The sequence below is a fragment of the Streptomyces sp. NPDC021093 genome, assembly GCF_044333135.1.
In the GTDB taxonomy this organism is placed as follows: domain Bacteria; phylum Actinomycetota; class Actinomycetes; order Streptomycetales; family Streptomycetaceae; genus Streptomyces.
Map to the genome: position 1 here is coordinate 216196 of NZ_JBIRQJ010000016.1, position 18138 is coordinate 234333.

Annotated in this window: 14 protein-coding genes; 8 read left to right on the forward strand and 6 right to left on the reverse strand. The window is 71.6% G+C overall.

The window, feature by feature from the left end; genetic code table 11:
* Positions 1–97 precede the first annotated feature (97 nt).
* The 4 genes from ACH4SP_RS38450 (at position 98) to ACH4SP_RS38465 (ending at position 2954) form a co-directional block, all read left to right on the forward strand.
* On the forward strand, positions 98–1732 hold the full coding sequence (locus tag ACH4SP_RS38450; RefSeq protein WP_398422396.1) for an FAD-dependent monooxygenase: 1635 nt from the start codon (positions 98–100) through the stop codon (positions 1730–1732).
* A gap of 47 nt (positions 1733–1779) precedes the next feature.
* On the forward strand, positions 1780–1851 hold the full coding sequence (locus ACH4SP_RS38455) for a putative leader peptide (RefSeq protein WP_316247164.1): 72 nt from the start codon (positions 1780–1782) through the stop codon (positions 1849–1851).
* Between the two features lie 129 nt (positions 1852–1980).
* Entirely contained in the window at positions 1981–2529 is a 549-nt protein-coding gene (locus tag ACH4SP_RS38460) for a cysteine dioxygenase (protein ID WP_398422398.1), read from the forward strand.
* Positions 2526–2954: a rhodanese-like domain-containing protein gene (locus ACH4SP_RS38465; protein WP_398422400.1), complete on the forward strand. Its 429-nt coding sequence runs from the start codon at positions 2526–2528 to the stop codon at positions 2952–2954. Before ACH4SP_RS38460 ends, ACH4SP_RS38465 begins: the two co-directional genes overlap by 4 nt.
* A gap of 289 nt (positions 2955–3243) precedes the next feature.
* Here the strand turns inward: ACH4SP_RS38465 and recX are convergent, their stop codons facing one another.
* From recX to ACH4SP_RS38485, 4 genes are all read right to left on the reverse strand, one after another.
* Positions 3244–4146 carry a recombination regulator RecX gene (gene recX, locus ACH4SP_RS38470; RefSeq protein WP_398422402.1) on the reverse strand — a complete coding sequence of 301 codons (903 nt, stop codon included), beginning with the start codon at positions 4144–4146 and terminating at the stop codon, positions 3244–3246.
* Between the two features lie 3 nt (positions 4147–4149).
* The gene (gene recA / locus ACH4SP_RS38475; RefSeq protein WP_398422404.1) at positions 4150–5280 is read right to left on the reverse strand and encodes a recombinase RecA; all 1131 of its coding nucleotides are present in this window, start codon (positions 5278–5280) and stop codon (positions 4150–4152) included.
* Between the two features lie 205 nt (positions 5281–5485).
* Entirely contained in the window at positions 5486–6637 is a 1152-nt protein-coding gene (locus ACH4SP_RS38480) for an AI-2E family transporter (protein ID WP_398422455.1), read from the reverse strand.
* A 248-nt stretch (positions 6638–6885) separates the two neighbouring features.
* Positions 6886–7080 carry a DUF3046 domain-containing protein gene (locus ACH4SP_RS38485; protein ID WP_398422406.1) on the reverse strand — a complete coding sequence of 65 codons (195 nt, stop codon included), beginning with the start codon at positions 7078–7080 and terminating at the stop codon, positions 6886–6888.
* Between the two features lie 79 nt (positions 7081–7159).
* Here ACH4SP_RS38485 and ACH4SP_RS38490 point away from each other — a divergent pair, with 79 nt between their 5' ends.
* Entirely contained in the window at positions 7160–8074 is a 915-nt protein-coding gene (locus ACH4SP_RS38490; RefSeq protein ID WP_398422408.1) for a hypothetical protein, read from the forward strand.
* A gap of 133 nt (positions 8075–8207) precedes the next feature.
* Here the strand turns inward: ACH4SP_RS38490 and ACH4SP_RS38495 are convergent, their stop codons facing one another.
* Together ACH4SP_RS38495 and ACH4SP_RS38500 are read right to left on the reverse strand one after the other, a co-directional pair.
* Positions 8208–10103 carry a TIR domain-containing protein gene (locus ACH4SP_RS38495; protein WP_398422410.1) on the reverse strand — a complete coding sequence of 632 codons (1896 nt, stop codon included), beginning with the start codon at positions 10101–10103 and terminating at the stop codon, positions 8208–8210.
* Positions 10104–10202: 99 nt separating this feature from the next.
* A complete protein-coding gene (locus tag ACH4SP_RS38500) occupies positions 10203–11105 on the reverse strand; it encodes a DUF4231 domain-containing protein (RefSeq protein ID WP_398422412.1) in 903 nt (300 codons plus the stop codon).
* A 97-nt stretch (positions 11106–11202) separates the two neighbouring features.
* On the opposite strand from ACH4SP_RS38500, the gene ACH4SP_RS38505 reads away from it, so the two are divergent.
* The 3 genes from ACH4SP_RS38505 to ACH4SP_RS38515 all read left to right on the forward strand — a co-directional run bounded on the left by ACH4SP_RS38505 (position 11203) and on the right by ACH4SP_RS38515 (position 17884).
* Complete coding sequence (locus tag ACH4SP_RS38505; RefSeq protein WP_398422414.1) at positions 11203–15933, forward strand: DEAD/DEAH box helicase; 4731 nt, start codon at positions 11203–11205, stop codon at positions 15931–15933.
* Positions 15934–16196: 263 nt separating this feature from the next.
* Positions 16197–17042: an Fpg/Nei family DNA glycosylase gene (locus ACH4SP_RS38510; RefSeq protein WP_398422415.1), complete on the forward strand. Its 846-nt coding sequence runs from the start codon at positions 16197–16199 to the stop codon at positions 17040–17042.
* A 32-nt stretch (positions 17043–17074) separates the two neighbouring features.
* Positions 17075–17884 (forward strand): SDR family NAD(P)-dependent oxidoreductase, encoded by an 810-nt coding sequence (locus ACH4SP_RS38515; protein WP_398422417.1) that lies wholly within the window; start codon positions 17075–17077, stop codon positions 17882–17884.
* Positions 17885–18138: the final 254 nt, after the last annotated feature.

Genomic DNA, 18138 nt, shown 5'->3' on the forward strand with positions numbered 1-18138 from the left:
GCATACGTTCTGTGATCGAGCACCGGGTTTCCACAGCCTCACGTATGGCTTCTCGTACAGCTTTCCGCTTGTCCGTACGGGGCGGAGGGGCCGCGTCGTGGACCCGGTGATCGTCGTCGGCGCCGGACCGGTCGGGCTCGCGCTCGCCCTGTCCCTCGCCGCACAGCAGGTCCCCTCCGTCGTCCTCGACGAGGGCGACGGCACACAGGAACCCCGCACGGCCAGGACCGTGGTGCTCCGGCCGGACACCGCGGCCCTGGTCGGACGGCTCGGCTGCACCGCCGCCCTCGACCAGGGGGCGCTCTGGTCCGGTTGGCGGTCGATGCGGCGCAAGCAGGTCGTACGAGAACTAACGCTCGGTGACGACAGCGAGTTCCCGGCCCCCCTGCACCTTCCGCAGCACACCCTCACCCAGGGGCTGTACGACGCCGCCGTCGCACACCCCCTGATCGAGCTGGCGACGCTCGCGCGCGTGGACACCATCGAGCAGGACGCCAAGGGTGTCACCGTGCACACCCGCGAGCCGGGATACCTGTACTGGCGCGGCAGTTACCTGGTCGGCTGCGACGGCGCCCGCTCCACGGTCCGCAAACTCCTCGCCATCCGCTTCGCCGGCCGTACCGCCGTCGAACGGCACGCCGTCGCCGCCCTGCGCACCGAACTCCCGTGGCCCGGCACCACTTTGCTGCACCGCCAGCCACCCTGGCCGGTCGGCGGCCCCGAAGTGACGGCCCGCCCGCTCCCCGACGGCGTGTGGCGCCTCGACTGGCTGCTTCCGCCGCGCGGCGACCTGGTCACCCCCGACGCCCTGGTGTCCCGGATCCGCGACACCCTGGCCGGCTGGTGCGGCGAGACACCCCCGTACGAACTCATCGACACCGGCGTGTACACGCTGCACCACCGCCTCGCCCAACGCTGGCGCGAGGGGCGGTCCTTCCTCGCCGGGGACGCGGCGCACCTGCTGGGCGCGCTCGGCACCCAGGGCGTCGACGAAGGCCTGCGGGACGTCGAGAACCTGGCGTGGAAGCTGGCGCACGCCTACCACCACGAGGCTTCCCCGACCCTGCTCGACAGCTATGAGGCGGAGCGGCGCACCGCCGTCGCGGCCCGGCTGCGCGCCGCCGACCAGGTGCTGCCGATCCTGCGGGGCGGCGGCGGGCTGCGCACGGTCCTGCCGGGCTCCGCGCGCAACCACGACAGCCTGCTCGCGGACGGCCATCTGGGCGGCGGCGCGCTGGGTGCCCCGCCCGTCTACACGCACTCCCCGCTCGCCTCCCCACCGCACGGGGACGCGGAGGCCGACGTCGCCACCGCGAGTGGTGCGCCCGTCGAGGACGTACCGGTGACCGCGCCGGACGGCACCACCGTCCACCTGCGGGACCGGCTGGGGCAGGGACACCTGCTGGTGGTCCTGGTCGCGCCGGGCACCGGGGTGTGGGACCGGCGGCACTGGATGTCGGCGGGCGTGATGCCCCGGCTGGCCGCGGCGGTGACCGCCCTGCCCGTGCCGGCGGAGCTCCTCGTCGCCGAGGGCTACCCGGGGGCGACGGCCCACACCGTGCTGCTCGTACGCCCGGACGGGCACCTCGTCGCAGCCTTCGACGGAGTGCGTCCGGCGGAGCTGCACGCGGCGGCGGACGCGGCGCGCGGGGGCGCTCCCGAGGCCGCCGAAGCGCCCGCCGACGCTTCGGGCGCCCTCGTGCCCACCGATCGGACCGCGGACATCAATTGACCGGCACAGGCGCACATGGTGTACTCCGGAACGTGAGCGACACCGATGTGTGCCTGTGGCGGAGGGTCCATATGGACCTGGTCCGCTACGCGGGCTGCGTCTGTCGCCCGTCCTGTTGATTCGCCCCTTCTCTCCGCGCGGCGTGCTGCCACCTCGACCTCTTTGAGGCTTCGGGCCCTTTTGAGCTACGAGGATTTCCGGCCCTGGGCACCCGCGCGTACCCGCGAACCTCTCAGGACGGTCTTCCCGTGTCTCTTCCCGCACCCGTACGCACCCCTGCCCGCGCCTCCGCTCCCACGCGGACGGCGCCCACCCCCGCCGAACTCCTCGACTTCGTACGACGCACCGCGGCCGACGCCGCACTGGTGGCCTCCCTTCCGCTCGACCCGGAGGGACGTACCTGGGTACGTCTCGACGGGCCCGGCGGCAGCGAGGCATGGCTGATCGGCTGGCCGCCGGGGACCGGGACCGGGTGGCACGACCACGGCGGCTCGCACGGCGCGTTCGCGACGGCGGCGGGCGACCTGACCGAACAGTCCCTGGCCGCCCGGCTGCCCACCGAGGGGTGGAAGACCCTGGAGCTGGCCGACGGGGTGGACAGGGAACGGCAGTTGGGGACCGGGCGGGGGCGCGCCTTCGGGGAACACCATGTGCACCAGGTCCTCAACGAGTCGGACGAGGCACATGCGATCTCGGTGCACGCCTACTACCCGCCGCTGCCGCTGATGCGGCGGTACAGCCGTACGGGCGCGGTACTGCGCCTGGAGCAGGTCGAGCGCCCGGAGGAGTGGCAGTGAGCGAGCCGGAACAGACGAGTGAACGTCAGAGTCCGCTGAGGATCGACGAGTTGCTGGAGCGGGTGCGCGAAGGTCTCGACCGGGTCGGACCGCGGGAGGCGTACGACGCCGCGGCCTCGGGGGCACTGCTGGTGGACATCAGGTACGCGGCCCTGCGCGAACTGGACGGGCTGATTCCGGGTGCGCTGGTGGTGGAGCGCAACGAACTGGAATGGCGGCTCGATCCGCAGGGCAGTCACCGGGCGGCGGAGGCCACCGGGCACGATCTGCGCGTCGTGGTGATCTGCAACGAGGGGTACGCGTCGAGTCTCGCGGCGGCGTCCCTGCGGCAGTTGGGACTGCACCGGGCCACCGACCTGGACGGCGGATTCCAGGCATGGCGGACGGCGGGCCTGCCCGTCGTGCCGGTACGGGACGAGCAGTAGGTACGGGGCGACGGATTCGGGTCAACGCGTACGGGGCCGGTCAACGGATACGGGGCCATGGGTACGGGCGTGCCCCGCGGACCCCCTGGTCCCAGGGGGTCCGGCGGACAACAACCTCCCGCTGAGAACCGAACCGCGGCAGCACACGCGGCACACGGCCCGAGCCAGAGCACACCCGGTCCTGGTCGGAAACGGCTCGCGGGCCTGGCCGCAACGGCTCGAAGTCCGAGCCGGGCCGGACTGTGCCGGGCCGGACTGTGCCGGGCCAGGCCGGACTGTGCAGCCGGGATCAGAACGGCTCGTAGTCCAGGCCGTCCGTGTCCTCGCCCTCTTCCTCCAGGGCCTGCCTGACCAGCCGCAGGGCCAGGCCCTCCGGGTAGCCCTTGCGGGCCAGCATCCCCGCGAGACGGCGCAGCCGCTTGTCCCGCTCCAGCCCTCGGGTGGAACGGAGCTTGCGGGCCACCAGCTCGCGGGCGGTCGCCTCCTCCTGCTCGGAGTCGAGCTGCCCGACGGCCTCGTCGATCAGGCTCGGCTCGACTCCCTTGGTGCGCAGCTCACGGGCGAGCGCCCGCCGGGCCAGTCCCTTGCTGTGATGGCGGGACTCGACCCAGGCGTCCGCGAACACCGCGTCGTTGATCAGACCCACTTCTTCGAAGCGGGACAGCACCTCGTCCGAGACGTCCTCGGGGATGTCCCGCTTGTGCAGGGCGTCCGCGAGCTGCTTGCGGGTACGGGGGGTGCCGGTGAGCAGGCGCAGGCAGATCGACCGCGCCCGCTCCGCCGGGTCCTGGGGCGGCTTCTCCCCACCGTCCCCGCCGTCCCCGCCGTCTCCGGAAGCGCGGGAGCCCCGGGAGTCCCCTGTGCTCCCGGGTCCCCCTGCGCCCCGGGAGCCACGCGAGGACCGGGAACCCCGGGTGCCTCTGCGGCCTCTCCCGGACTCCCCGAACCCCTCGGCCGCCCCCGGCCCCTCGGCGTCCCGGGAGGACCAGGGGAGGCTGGGAGGCCCGTCGGGTGCCCCAGCCTCCCCCGCTCCGCCGTCGCGCCCCGTGGCACCGTCACGCCACGTACGTCCTTCACGCCGCGCGCTGCCGCCGCGCCCGCCGCCGCCTCTTTGAGCGGCACCGGCCGCGGACTCGCCGTACCCGCCGTGCTCGTCGTCCGTGCTGCCCGGCCAGTCCGTTCTCCGGGTCACGGACTAGCTCTTGGCCGCCGCGGCCTTGGCCGTCTTGGCCTTGGTCGCCGGAGCCGGTACGGACTTCGCGTCGGCGGCCGGTGCGGCCCCCGCCGCGTCCGCGCCGGACTCGCCCTCGGGCGCGTCCGTCTTGGGCTTGACGCCGACGCCCAGCTTCTCCTTGATCTTCTTCTCGATCTCGTCGGCGAGATCGGGGTTGTCCTTCAGGAAGTTACGGGCGTTCTCCTTGCCCTGGCCGAGCTGGTCGCCCTCGTACGTGTACCAGGCGCCCGCCTTGCGGACGAAGCCGTGCTCCACGCCCATGTCGATCAGACCGCCCTCGCGGCTGATCCCCTGGCCGTAGAGGATGTCGAACTCGGCCTGCTTGAAGGGCGGCGCGACCTTGTTCTTGACGACCTTGACGCGGGTGCGGTTGCCGACCGCGTCCGTGCCGTCCTTGAGGGTCTCGATGCGGCGGATGTCGAGACGCACCGAGGCGTAGAACTTGAGCGCGCGGCCACCGGTCGTGGTCTCCGGCGAGCCGAACATCACACCGATCTTCTCGCGGAGCTGGTTGATGAAGATCGCGGTGGTCCCGGACTGGTGCAGCGCACCAGTGATCTTGCGCAGCGCCTGGCTCATCAGCCGGGCCTGGAGACCGACGTGCGAGTCGCCCATCTCGCCCTCGATCTCCGCACGCGGCACGAGCGCCGCCACGGAGTCGATGACGATCAGGTCGATGGCGCCGGAGCGGACCAGCATGTCCACGATCTCCAGCGCCTGCTCACCGGTGTCCGGCTGGGACAGGATCAGGTTGTCCGTGTCGACGCCGAGTGCCTTGGCGTACTCGGGGTCGAGCGCGTGCTCCGCGTCCACGAAGGCCACGGTGCCGCCGGCCTTCTGCGCGTTGGCCACGGCGTGCAGCGTCAGGGTCGTCTTGCCGGAGGACTCCGGTCCGTACACCTCCACCACACGGCCGCGCGGCAGTCCGCCGACGCCGAGGGCGATGTCCAGGGCGGTGGACCCGGTGGAGATGACCTCGATGGGGTCGTTCGGCCGGTCGCCCAGGCGCATCACTGCGCCCTTGCCGAATTGTCGTTCAATCTGTGCGAGGGCGGTGTCCAGCGCCTTCTCGCGGTCGGTGCCTGCTGCCATGGGTTCCACCCGATTTGCTTGAGTCGATCGCTTCACGTCAATGACGCTAACGCCTGCCACTGACAATCGGCCTCGGCGCCGCCCTGACCTGTGGATAACCCCGTGAGAACCACCGGAACCACAGGGCCGGACCACCAATGAGAATGGATGTTCGATTTTGCTGTCAAGTGAGACCCGCGGGCCTCCCGGCGGCACTCTCAGGGGTTCAGGCGTCGTCCTCCGGCGCGGGCGGAGGCGGCTGCGGTTCGTCGCGGCCGCGGCGCAGGGCGACCCGCACCCGGGCCAGCGCCGACGCCCTCCTGCTCCGATGGCCGTGCACCCTGGGGTCGTCGGTCACGTCGTACCGCTTCACGTACGCCCCCAGGAACGCCTGGAGCGTGGCGACGGCCGGGATCGCGATGAGCGCGCCGACCGCGCCCATCAGCGCGGTGCCCGCGACGACCGAGCCGAAGGCGACGGCCGGGTGGATGTCGACCGTCCTGGCGGTGAGCTTGGGCTGCAGGATGTAGTTCTCGAACTGCTGGTAGACGACCACGAACCCGAGCACCCACAGCGCGTACCAGGGGTTCACCGTGAAGGCGATCAGCATCGGCAGCGCGCCCGCCAGATACGTGCCGATGGTCGGGATGAACTGCGAGATCAGTCCCACCCACACCGCGAGCGCCGGCGCGTACGGCACGCCGAGGATCACCAGCAGGATGTAGTGCGCGATGCCCGAGATCAGGGCCATCAGGCCGCGCGAATAGAGGTAGCCGCCGGTCTTGTCGACGGCGATCTCCCAGGCGCGCAGCACCTCCATCTGGCGGGCGGGCGGCAGTACGGAGCACAGCGCACGGCGCAGCCGGGGCCCGTCGGCTGCGAAGTAGAACGAGAACAGAAAGATCGTCAGCAGCTTGAACAGGCCGCCCAGCACCGTCGTGGAGACGTCCAGAACGCCGCTCGCGCTGTTCTGTACGTACTTCTGCAGCCAGTCGGAACGCAGCAGGCTGTCCTGCACCTCGACCCTGGACAGCTCGGTGTTGAAGGTGTGGTTGATCCAACTGATCACCGAGTCCAGGTACTTGGGGAACTCGTCGACCATCTCCACGATCTGACCGGCCAGCATCGATCCCAGCATCACGACGAAGCCGAGGCCCGCGATCATCACGCCGAAGAAGACCAGGAAGGTGGCGAGGCCGCGGCGCATCCCCCGGGCCGCCATCCGCCCGACCGCCGGCTCCACCGCGAGGGCGAGGAAGAAGGCGATCACGATGTTCAGGAGCAGCGCGATGAGCTGGTGGAACGCCCAGTCGCCGAGTTGGTAGCAGGCGTAGAGGGCAAGGGCGAGCACCATTGCGCGCGGCAGCCAGCGGGGCATGCGCGCCGGTCCGGTGGGCGCGGCCCCGGGGGGTGCGGTGCTCGGCCGGTCGGTTGCCTGGGCTTGCGCGGGATCCGGGGTTCTCGCCCGGTCCTGGGCGCTCTCATCAGTCGGGGCCACGGGGCCAAGTGTCACTCATGAGTACGACAACGACGCACCCGTGTCACCTCATAGAGGCAGCTCACCGCACCGGTGGCGTACGCGAGGGGGACGAGTACCCGTCCGGCGCCCGGTGCCTGTCCCGGAGGTCAGCGCCTGTCCCGGGGGATGTCCATCGCACCGCACACGGCCTGCCACACGCTCTTCGCGTCCCAGCCCGCGTCGAACGCCTCGTACACCGTACGGCCGCCGAGTTCGGACATCACATGGTCGCGGGCGAAGGAATCGGCGTAGCCCTCACCGAAGTGCGCCGCCATCCGCTCCCAGAAAATCGTCAACCGCATGACACCAGTATCGCGCCCCTGAGAGTGCAGAGCGGTCCGCACCCCTTGCCTCCCGCGCCATCCGCCCTACCGTCGGCACATGGCTGGAAATGGAGTTTCCCCCCTCGCCCGCGCCGAGCACTTCGTCTGGCTGACCGCCCGGGTCCTGGAGCAGCGGCGTTTCGCTTACCACTTCCTCGGCGGCGGTGCGGATCAGGTCGAGACCGCGCTCACCGCGTACCTGGGAGAGGACGGTGGTTTTGGCCACGCGCTGGAGCCCGATCTGCGGGGCCCGGTGAGCCAGCCGCTGCACACGGCGCACGCACTGCGCGTGCTGGAGTCCATCGGCCGGTGCGGCGGCACGCGCGTGGAGCGCATCTGCCGCTATCTGACCGAGGTGTCGGCGAAGGACGGCGCGCTGCCCGCCGTGCACCCCTCGCAGCGGGGCTATCCGGCCGCGCCCTTCGTCCCCGTCCTGGACGATCCGCCGAGCGAGCTGCTGGCGACGGGTCCGGTGGTGGGGCTGCTGCACCGCAACGAGGTGTGGCACGCCTGGCTGTTCCGGGCCACCGACTTCTGCTGGGCCGCCGTGGAGTCGCTCAGGACGTCGCATCCGTACGAGATCCAGGCCGCCGTCGCGTTCCTGGACGGCGTCCCGGACCGCTCCCGCGCCCAGGCCGCCGCGGACCGGCTCGGCCGGCTGGCGCGCGAGCAGGGGCTGGTGGTGCTGGACCCGGCCGGGCGCGACCGGATGCCGGTGGCGCCCGGCTACGCCCCCGGCGAGCACCACTTCGCGTACGACTACGCACGTGTGCCGGACTCCCTGGCGCGCGGCTGGTTCACCGACGAGGAGATGGCACGCTCCCTGGACTTCCTGGCGGCGGAGCAGCAGGAGGACGGCGGCTGGCCGCTCCGGTGGCGGGCGTGGGCACCGGGGGCGGTGCTGGAGGCGCGCCCCCTGGTGACCATCGAGGCGCTGCGCACGCTCCGGGCGTACGGGCGTGCCATCGACTGACCGAGAGGGAGGCACCAAGAGGGCGGCACCGGGAGAGGGCACAGAAGGGGGCACCGGGAAGGAGGTTCCGGAGGAGGGCACCTCAAGAGGGTGCCGGGAGGGGCTGCCCGAGGGTGCCGGAAAGGGCTGCGGCTCAGGACCCGAAAGGTGCTCCGTGCCCGGAGGCCACCTCGTCCAGCCACAGCTCGTACACGTAGATTCCGCCCACCGAATCGTCGTCGACCGGGCCGATCTTCTTCGACCGGAACTGGAATCCCTGCTCTTCCAGAATGTGCTCGTACAGCGAACGGGACAGTTTGAAGTCCCCCTGCCGGGTCAGCCCCGACTGCAGGGCCGCGGATTCCAGCTGGATCAACTCGCGGTGCGCGTGGGCCCCTTCCGGCTCTCCGCGTTCCTCGTGCTCGTCGGCCCGCTCGGCGGAACAGTTCATGATGTGCCCGTGGTAGCGGCGGAGTGCGTCCCGCCAGTCGTCGGGGTCCTCCGGATCGTATTCCGGGAGGAATTCGTCACCGACGATGATGCGGCCGCCGGTGGCGAGGTTCTGCTTGATGTTGTTGAAGTAGCGGGCCTTGTCGGCCGGGTTGATGTGATGGTCCGCGAAGGAGGAGAAGACGAACTGGAAGCGGTCCTCCTCACTGTCGGCCACGTACGTACGGCTGTCGGCGTTGACCGCGACGGCATTCGCGTGCGCGCGCAGATTGCGCTCCAGTTTGTTGCTGCAGGCGAAGTCGATCTCGACCGCGGTGCAGTCGACTTCGCTCTCGCCCACCAGGCGGCGGGTGAATATCCCCGTACCGGCACCCAGTTCCAGGACCCGGCAGCGCTCCCCCGGTCCGGTGTATCCGACACTGCGTCGGCGAGCCCGGAAGACCTCCAGCATCTCGTTCATCATCTCGATGTAGTAGGCGTGCCGCTCTTCGAACTCGTCGTAGTCGTCAATGGCGATGTAGAGGGACATCTCCGCGGTCCTGAGCATGAGCGGGGTAATCTTCCAGTCCTCGAATATCTGCTGGCTCATCGCTTCGACACCGCCGCGGGCCTCCGCGCCTATCTGGCACGACACGGAGACGATCTTTTCGAATACCCGGTCGTGATCGACCACCTCGTTCAGATCGGCGGAGAATCTCATGACTTTCTCTCTGGCCGAACCGGAGTACGTGCCCAGGATCCTGTCCCCGTCCACCTCTATGACGGAGAAATCCTTGCCGAAGGCGCCGAACTTGGCCACCAGGTGCTCGTAGCTGATGGCATAGACCCGGTACACCGAGGCGTAGTAGACGAGGGTTTCGTACATGCGGTGGAAGTCACTGTTCGCATTGAAGGCATAGACCCGAATGCTTTCCGGCTGTGACGTCTCATTGATCTCCCGCCCCAGCCCCTGCTGCCAGAAGAGCTCCTCCTGGTCCACCAGGGCGAGCGCCTTGACCCGTGCGTTCATGACGCGCTGGACGGAAAGCAGGTAGTGCGCGTACTGGGTGGCGGGCACCAAATACTGCGATCCGTCACCGAGGAGTTCCAGCTGGCTGCCCATCTCCCGGAGCGACTGGCTCACTATGTGCCGGAAACACCTGTTGCTGCGGAAATCGAGGTTCTCCCGGATGTGCCGGGCGGCATTCTGTACGACCTCGAACCCCTCGGTGAAGTCACGAGGAGTGGTGGGCAAGGAGTTGAGAGTGCTGATGAGGTCGCCCCACGGGGCCGAGTGGCGCTGGAAGTTGAAACTGTGCAGATGATCGAGGCGAGAAGGGCGCGCCGTCGATTCAAAGCGCAGCGGGAAGACCGGAACACCCACTCCGAGCGCATAGGCCCATTCCGAGGTGACTTCCTCGGAAATACGCGCGGATTCCGTGAGAATGACGAGGATCGCTTCCGACGACCGGATCAGCCGTAACAACTCGTTGCGCCAGTCCTGGCCGGCCTGAAGTGCGTCCCGGTCGACAAGCACGTCGAATCGCGCCGATTTCAGTTGGCGAATGACGCGGTCCGCATACGACTTGTTGCTGTGGCTGTACGAGATGAATACCCTCATCGTCGCCCCCTCCGCATACGCCGAGACGGCGTCACCGAAACTGTAGCAAGGCGGCTGAACTCTCGGGTAGAGCCCAAAACCGTTACGGAAACGGCCGGTTCAGGCCGCTTCCCGGCGTGCCAGCCACATGGTGTGCTCACGGGAGATCGCGTCCTCGGCCTCGCTGCAACGACGCGCCCATTCCGCTTCGCTTCCGGAGAAGTCGACAAGTCCTGCCTTGACCTGCAGCAGTTCCCTGGCGGTGAGCGCGTATGCCGCGGCCAGCGGCCGGTACTGCTTCAGCTGCAGCCACGCGGTGCCCGCGGCGGCGATGGCCGAGGCGCTGCCCAGGCCGTCGTAGTCGACCACGCCGAACCCCTTCAGGAAGCCGCCGCCCAGCCCCGCCACCGTGGCGACGAAGGTGACGGCCGCCCAGCGGTGTGCCACCCGGCTGAACCGTGCGGCCTTCCGGGCGTACCAGTCGTGCTCCACGTCCAGGCGGCCTTCGATGTACACCCGGTGCCTCGCGGCCAGCGGACGGCCGCGCACCCGCCGCATCTTCTCGGTGATCTCGTCGGGGCCGCCCGAACCGTCCGACCAGCCCACGTCCAGCAGGTCCTGCCGGATGGCCGCCATGTCCTGCAACAGCCGTTCCTCCGCCGCGGCTTCGGTCCCGGCGAAGGGTTCCGCCCGTACCGCGTACTTCCACGAGAGGGTACGTATCGACTCGGCCGCCGCCCGCCCCTGGTACCACCCGCGCTGGGGGTTGCGCAGGGTCAGCCAGAGCCCGGGGACCAACGACACGGCGAGCGCGCAGGCCGCCATCAGGGAACTCAGGTTGAGCCCGCCCTCGGTGGTGAAGTCGAAGGCGCCCAGGACGGCGCCGACGATCAGCAGGGCCAGCTGCAGCGCGGACCAGCGCAGCGTGTCCGTCTGGCCGCCCAGTGACGCCCGGTCGGCCGAACGGAACATGGCGGGGAGATCACCGTCGGTCAGAATCAGATCGCGCGGGCCCTCTGGCATGTCCAGGATGATGGCGACCCCGGCTCTGCGGCGCAAGAAGGCCCGGGGCCGCCCCGCCACCCCCGCGTTGTCAGTGGCACGGTGCACGATGGGGGACATGGCCAAGACCGCGCTCGATTCGTTCTCCCCCGCGACCAGCAGCTGGTTCACGGGAGCCTTCCGTACGCCCACCGCGGCGCAGGAAGGCGCCTGGCGGGCCATCGGCGAGGGCGCGGACGTGCTGGTCGTCGCCCCGACCGGCTCGGGCAAGACGCTCGCCGCCTTCCTGGCCTCGCTCGACAGGCTCGCGTCCACTCCTCCGCCCGCGGACGCGAAGAAGCGCTGCCGGGTGCTGTACATCTCGCCGCTGAAGGCCCTCGCCGTCGACGTCGAGCGCAACCTCCGCAGCCCGCTGACCGGCATCCGACAGGAGTCCGTGCGGCTGGGGCTGCCCGAGCCCGACATCCGGGTCGGCATCCGCTCGGGCGACACCCCGCCCGCCGAGCGCCGGTCGATCGCGACGAGGCCGCCGGACATCCTGATCACCACCCCCGAGTCGCTGTTCCTGATGCTCACCTCCTCCGCGCGCGACGCCCTGGAGGGCGTGGAGACGGTCATCCTGGACGAGGTGCACGCCGTGGCGGGCACCAAGCGCGGGGCGCACCTCGCCCTGTCGCTGGAGCGGCTGGACGAGCTGCTGCCCCGGCCGGCCCGCCGGATCGGCCTGTCCGCGACGGTCCGCCCGGTCGACGAAGTGGCCCGCTTCCTGTCCCCGCAGCGCAGGGTCGAGATCGTCCAGCCGCCGTCGGGCAAGGTCTTCGACCTGTCGGTGGTGGTGCCCGTCGAGGACATGGGCGAGCTGGGCGGCTCCCCCGCCAGGGACGACGACCAGGGCGACAAGCCGTCCATCTGGCCGCAGGTGGAGGAGCGGATCGCCGACCTCGTCCAGGCGCACCGCTCGACGATCGTCTTCGTCAACTCCCGCCGCCTCGCCGAGCGCCTGTGCAACCGGCTGAACGAGATCGCGTACGAGAGAGCCACCGGCGAGGCCCTCCCCGAGGGCGGTTCCCCCGCCGAACTCATGGGCCAGGCCGGCGCCGCGCAGGGTGCCCCTCCCCTCCTCGCCCGCGCGCACCACGGCTCGGTCTCCAAGGAGCAGCGCGCGCTCGTCGAGGAGGACCTGAAGGCGGGCCGGCTGCCCGCCGTCGTCGCCACCTCCAGCCTCGAACTGGGCATCGACATGGGCGCGGTGGACCTGGTGATCCAGGTCGAGTCGCCGCCGTCGGTCGCCTCCGGCCTGCAGCGCGTGGGCCGCGCGGGCCACCAGGTGGGCGCGGTGTCGACCGGCGTCGTCTTCCCCAAGTACCGGGGCGACCTGGTCCAGGCGGCCGTGGTCACCGAGCGGATGCGCAGCGGCTCCATCGAGTCCCTGCGCGTCCCGGCCAACCCCCTCGACGTCCTGGCGCAGCAGCTCGTCGCGATGGTCGCCATGGACACCTGGCAGGCCGACGACCTCCTTGCGCTGGCCCGCCGCGCGGCCCCGTTCGCCTCGCTGCCCGAGTCGGCGTTCACCGCCGTCCTCGACATGCTCGCCGGACGCTACCCCTCCGACGCATTCGCCGAGTTGCGCCCACGCGTCGTCTGGGACCGCATCGCCGGTACGGTCACCGGCCGGCCGGGAGCGCAGCGGCTCGCCGTCACCTCGGGCGGCACCATCCCCGACCGCGGGCTCTTCGGCGTCTTCCTGGCCGGGTCCGACCCGAAGAAGGGCGGCGGCCGGGTCGGTGAGCTCGACGAGGAGATGGTCTACGAGTCCCGTGCGGGCGACGTCTTCACCCTGGGGACGACGTCCTGGCGCATCGAGGACATCACCCGCGACCGCGTCCTGGTCTCCCCCGCCCCCGGCGTGCCGGGACGCCTCCCCTTCTGGAAGGGCGACCAGCTGGGCCGCCCGCTCGAACTGGGCCGCGCGCTGGGCGCGTTCCTCCGCGAGATCGGCAGCCTGAAGCCCGACAAGGCCCGCACCCGTCTCCGGGCGGCCGGCCTGGACGACTGGGCCGCCGACAACGTCCTGTCCTACCTCGACGAGCAGCGCCGCGCGGCGGGTCACGTCCCGGACGACCGCACGATCGTCGTCGAGCGGTTCCGTGACGAGCTGGGCGACTGGCGGGTCGTCGTGCACTCCCCCTTCGGCGCGCAGGTGCACGCCCCGTGGGCGCTGGCGCTCGGTGCCCGTCTCTCCGAGAAGTACGGCATGGACGCCCAGGTGATGCATGCCGACGACGGCATCGTGCTGCGCCTGCCGGACGCGGACCTGATGGGGCTCGACCTGATGGGTCTGGACCCGCTGGACGCCCCGGCGAAACCCCTGGGCACCGAGTACGACAACGACCAGGCCCCGATCAGCGCCGCCGACACCCTCTTCGACCAGGGCGAGGTCGCGCAGATCGTCACCGACCAGGTCGGCGGCTCCGCCCTGTTCGCCGCCAGGTTCCGCGAGTGCGCCGCCCGTGCCCTGCTGCTCCCCCGCCGCAGCCCTGGCAAGCGCACCCCGCTCTGGCAGCAGCGTCAGCGCGCCTCCCAGCTCCTTCAGGTGGCGAGCGAATTCGGCTCGTTCCCGATCGTCCTGGAGGCGGTCCGCGAGTGCCTCCAGGACGTCTTCGACGTACCGGGCCTGACCGAGCTGATGGGCGACATCGAGGCCCGCCGCGTCCGCCTCGTCGAGGTCACCACCCCCGAGCCGTCCCCCTTCGCCCGCTCCCTCCTCTTCGGCTACGTCGCGCAGTTCCTGTACGAGGGCGACTCGCCCCTCGCCGAGCGGCGCGCGGCGGCACTCTCGCTCGACTCCCGCCTCCTCGCCGAGCTGCTCGGCCAGGCGGAGCTGCGCGAACTGCTCGACGCGGACGTCCTGACCCAGCTGGAGCAGGAGCTCCAGTGGCTGACCGAGGACCGCCGCGTCAAGGACGCCGAGGGCGTCGCCGATCTGCTGCGCGTCCTCGGCCCGCTCACCGGGGCCGAGTTGGCGGAGCGCGGCGCGGACCCCCGGTGGCCCGCCGACCTCGCCGACGCCCGCCGCGCCATCCGGGTCCGCGTCGCCGGGACGGACCACTGGGCGGCGATCGAGGACGCGGGACGGCTGCGCGACGCGCTCGGCACCGCGCTGCCGGTGGGCGTCCCCGAGGCGTTCACCGAGCCCGTCAAGGACCCTCTCGGCGACCTTCTCGCCCGGTACGCCCGCACACACGGCCCCTTCACGTCCACCACGGCCGCCGCCCGCTTCGGCCTCGGCACCGCGGTCACGGACGGCGCCCTGCACCGGCTGGCCGCGGGCGGCCGAGTCGTACAGGGCGAGTTCCACCCCTCCGGCATCGGCCAGGAGTGGTGCGACGCCACGGTCCTGCGCCGGTTGCGCCGCCGGTCCCTGGCCGCGCTGCGCCAGGAGCTCGAACCGGTCGCACCCGCCGCCCTCGCCACCTTCCTCCCCCAGTGGCAGCACTACGGCGGCAACGGCCTGCGCGGCATCGACGGCCTGGTCCGTGCCGTGGAGCAGCTCCAGGGCGCCGCCGTCCCGGCCTCCGCCCTGGAGAAGCTCGTACTCCCCTCCCGCGTCGCGGGATACACCCCGGCCCTCCTCGACGAACTCACCACCACCGGCGAGGTGTTGTGGGCAGGTGCCGGCGCCCTGCCCGGCAAGGACGGCTGGGTCTCCCTCCACCTCGCCGACACCGCACCGCTGCTGCTCCCACCGCCCCACCCTCTCGAACTCTCCGCACTCCACGAGTCCGTCCTCACCGCGCTCTCCGGCGGGTACGGCCTGTTCTTCCGCCAGATCGCCGACCAGGTCCGCGCGACCACGCACCCCGACGCCACCGACCCCCAACTGGCCGACGCCGTCTGGGACCTGGCCTGGTCGGGACGCCTCACCAACGACACGCTCGCCCCACTGCGCGCCGTCCTCGGTTCCGGACGTACGGCGGGCGCCACGGCCCACCGCGCGAAACGCACCGTCCCGCGCGGCCGTTACGGCTCGCTCACCGGAGCCGCCCGCCCCGTCTCCCGGACCGGACCGCCCACGGTCGCAGGCCGCTGGTCACTGCTCCCCGCCGCCGAACCCGATCCCACCCACCGGGCCCACGCCCTCGCCCGCACCCTCCTCGACCGGCACGGCGTCGTCACGCGGGGCGCGGTCGCCGCCGAGGGGGTGGAAGGCGGCTTCTCCGGGATCTACCGCATCCTCGCCGCCTTCGAGGACAGCGGGCAGGCACGGCGGGGTTACGTCGTCGAGGGCCTGGGCGCCGCCCAGTTCGCGATGGACGGCGCGGTGGACCGGCTCCGCGCGGCGGCGACGGCCCGCGACCGTGCCGAGGGCGCCGCACCGAACCGGGCCGTGGTCCTGGCAGCCGCCGACCCCGCCAATGCGTACGGCGCGGCCCTGCCCTGGCCCGAGCCACCGGCCGGAGTAGGCCACAAGCCGGGCCGCAAGGCCGGGTCCCTGGTCGTACTGGTCGACGGCGAACTGACCCTCTACACGGAGCGCGGCGGCAAGACCCTCCTCGCCTGGCCAACCCACCCCGACCTGCCAGAATCCCCCAACACCGACCCCACCCCGACCTCCCCGCACACTCTGGCCGTCCCGCACACCCCGACCACCCCAGCCGTCCCGGAGGCCCCCGACGACCGCCTCCGCGCCGCAGCCGACGCCCTGACCGCATCGGCCCGCGCAGGAGCGCTCGGCACGGTCACCGTCGAGCGCATCAACAACACCCCCGCCCTCACCTCACCTCTCGGCCGCACCCTCGAATCAGCCGGCTTCCACGCCACCCCCAGAGGCCTCCGCATCCGCCCCTGACTCCCCACTCACCCCAAGCCCCCTCGGGCACGCCCCCAACCCCTACCCCCACCCCCTAGCCTCCTTGGGCAGCGGGGCCGCCCCCCCCGGGCGGTACGGGTGGGCAAGAGGGCGGCCCCCACGCGGAGCGCCCCCTCCCGCTCCGTCCCACACCCGCTCCCGACCGGCACACCGCCACACCGACCCAAGGGCACAGGACCGAACACCCCTCCTCCCCCATCCCCCTCCTCCCCCTTGCCCCTATTTCCCCCCATCATGGACACATGCCCGAAGGAGACACCGTCCGGCAAGCCGCCCACCGTCTGCACACCGCCCTCGCCGGCCGCCCCCTCACCCACGCGGACCTCCGCGTCCCCCGCTTCGCCACCGCCGACCTCACCGGCCGCACGGTCCTCGACGTCACCTCGTACGGCAAGCACCTCCTCACCCGTATCGACGGCGGCCTCACCCTCCACTCGCACCTCCGCATGGACGGCTCCTGGCGGATCTACACCCCCGGCGAACCCTGGCGCGGCGGGCCCGCCCACCAGATCCGCGCCATCCTCCAGAACACCGACGCCACCGCCGTCGGCTACCGCCTCCCCGTCCTCGAACTCCTCCGTACCGCCGACGAAGCCACCGCCATCGGCCACCTGGGCCCGGATCTCCTCTCCCCCAGCTGGGGTACCGCTCTCCAGGACCAGGCCGTCCGCAACCTCCTCGCCGCCCCCGAGCGCCCCCTGGGCGAAGCCCTCCTCGACCAAAGGAATCTCGCGGGCATCGGGAACGTCTACAAGTCCGAGCTCTGTTTCCTCGCCCGGGTCACCCCCTGGCTCCCGGTCGGCGCCCTCGCCCCCGACGTCCCCGCCCGCCTGGTCGCCACCGCCCACCGCCTGCTCGACGCGAACAAGGACCGCCCCGACCGCCGCACGACCACCACCCCACGCACCTCGGCCACCACCCGCGCCGCCCACCCCACCCACACCCCCGACCGCCTCTACGTCTACGGCCGCGAGTCCCGACCCTGCCTCCGCTGCGCGACGCCGGTCCGCAAGGCCGACCAGGGCGACGGAACCCGCGACCGCCCGACCTACTGGTGCCCGAACTGCCAGTCGGGCCCTACCAATTGACGCACCGTCAGATCCAATCGTACGGTCGGCCCATGGCTCTCCCCGTACGACTCCAGGCGTACGACCTCACCGGCCGCACCGCATTCGTCACCGGCGCCGCGAGCGGTATCGGCCGCGCCACCGCCGAACTGCTCGCCGCAGCGGGCGCCACAGTCCACTGCGCGGACCGCGACGAGGCGGGTCTGGCCGAGACCGCCCGCCGGGTCGCCAAGACCGGCGGGGCCGCTGCCACCCACACCCTCGACGTGACGGACCGCCCCCGCCTCCGGGAGGCCATAACGGCCGCCGACCGTATCGACATCCTCGTCGCCGCCGCCGGAATCATGCACTCCAGCAGCGTCCTGGACACCACCGACGAAGACCTCGACCGGGTCCTCGCCGTCAACTTCAAGGGAGTCCTGTACGCCTGCCAGGAAGCAGCCCGCACCATGCTCACGGCGAGCCCCGGGTCCACCGACAGCCCGGAGAACCCCAGGCCCCCCGGCAGCATCATCACTGTCGCCTCGGGCGCCATCGACTCCGCCAACGCCGGCCTGTTCTGCTACAGCGCGGCCAAGGCCGCGGTCGTCCAGCTCACGAAGACGCTCGCCACCGAGCTGGGCCCGCACGGCATCCGCGTCAACGCCGTCGCCCCCGGCTGGGTACGCACACCCATGACCGACCGCCACGACGCCACGCTCCAGCACAGCGCCGAAGCCGTCATGACGCGCATCACCCCACTCGGCCGAGTCGGCGAACCCGAGGACGTCGCGCACGCCGTCCTGCACCTCGCCTCCGACGCCGCCGCCTTCACGACGGGCCAGATCCTCCGCCCCAACGGCGGCGTCGCCATGCCTTGGTGAACCAGCCACACTTCTGAACCTGCCCGGAAGAGGCCACCCGCCCAGAAGCAGGCCCCCGCCCAGAAGGGGCCGCTCCCCCGGACGAAGCAGCTGGACCCACCCGCCCAGAAGCGGGCCCCCGCGCATCATCCGCCGCTCGCGCCCGCGCCCGCCCCGGCCCCCGAGCCGCCACATGCACCGGCAGCAGACTCAGCCCCCACCCGCCTGCGGCCACCGCCCCTTCCACCACTCCTGTCCCCTCGGGGAGGAGCAGT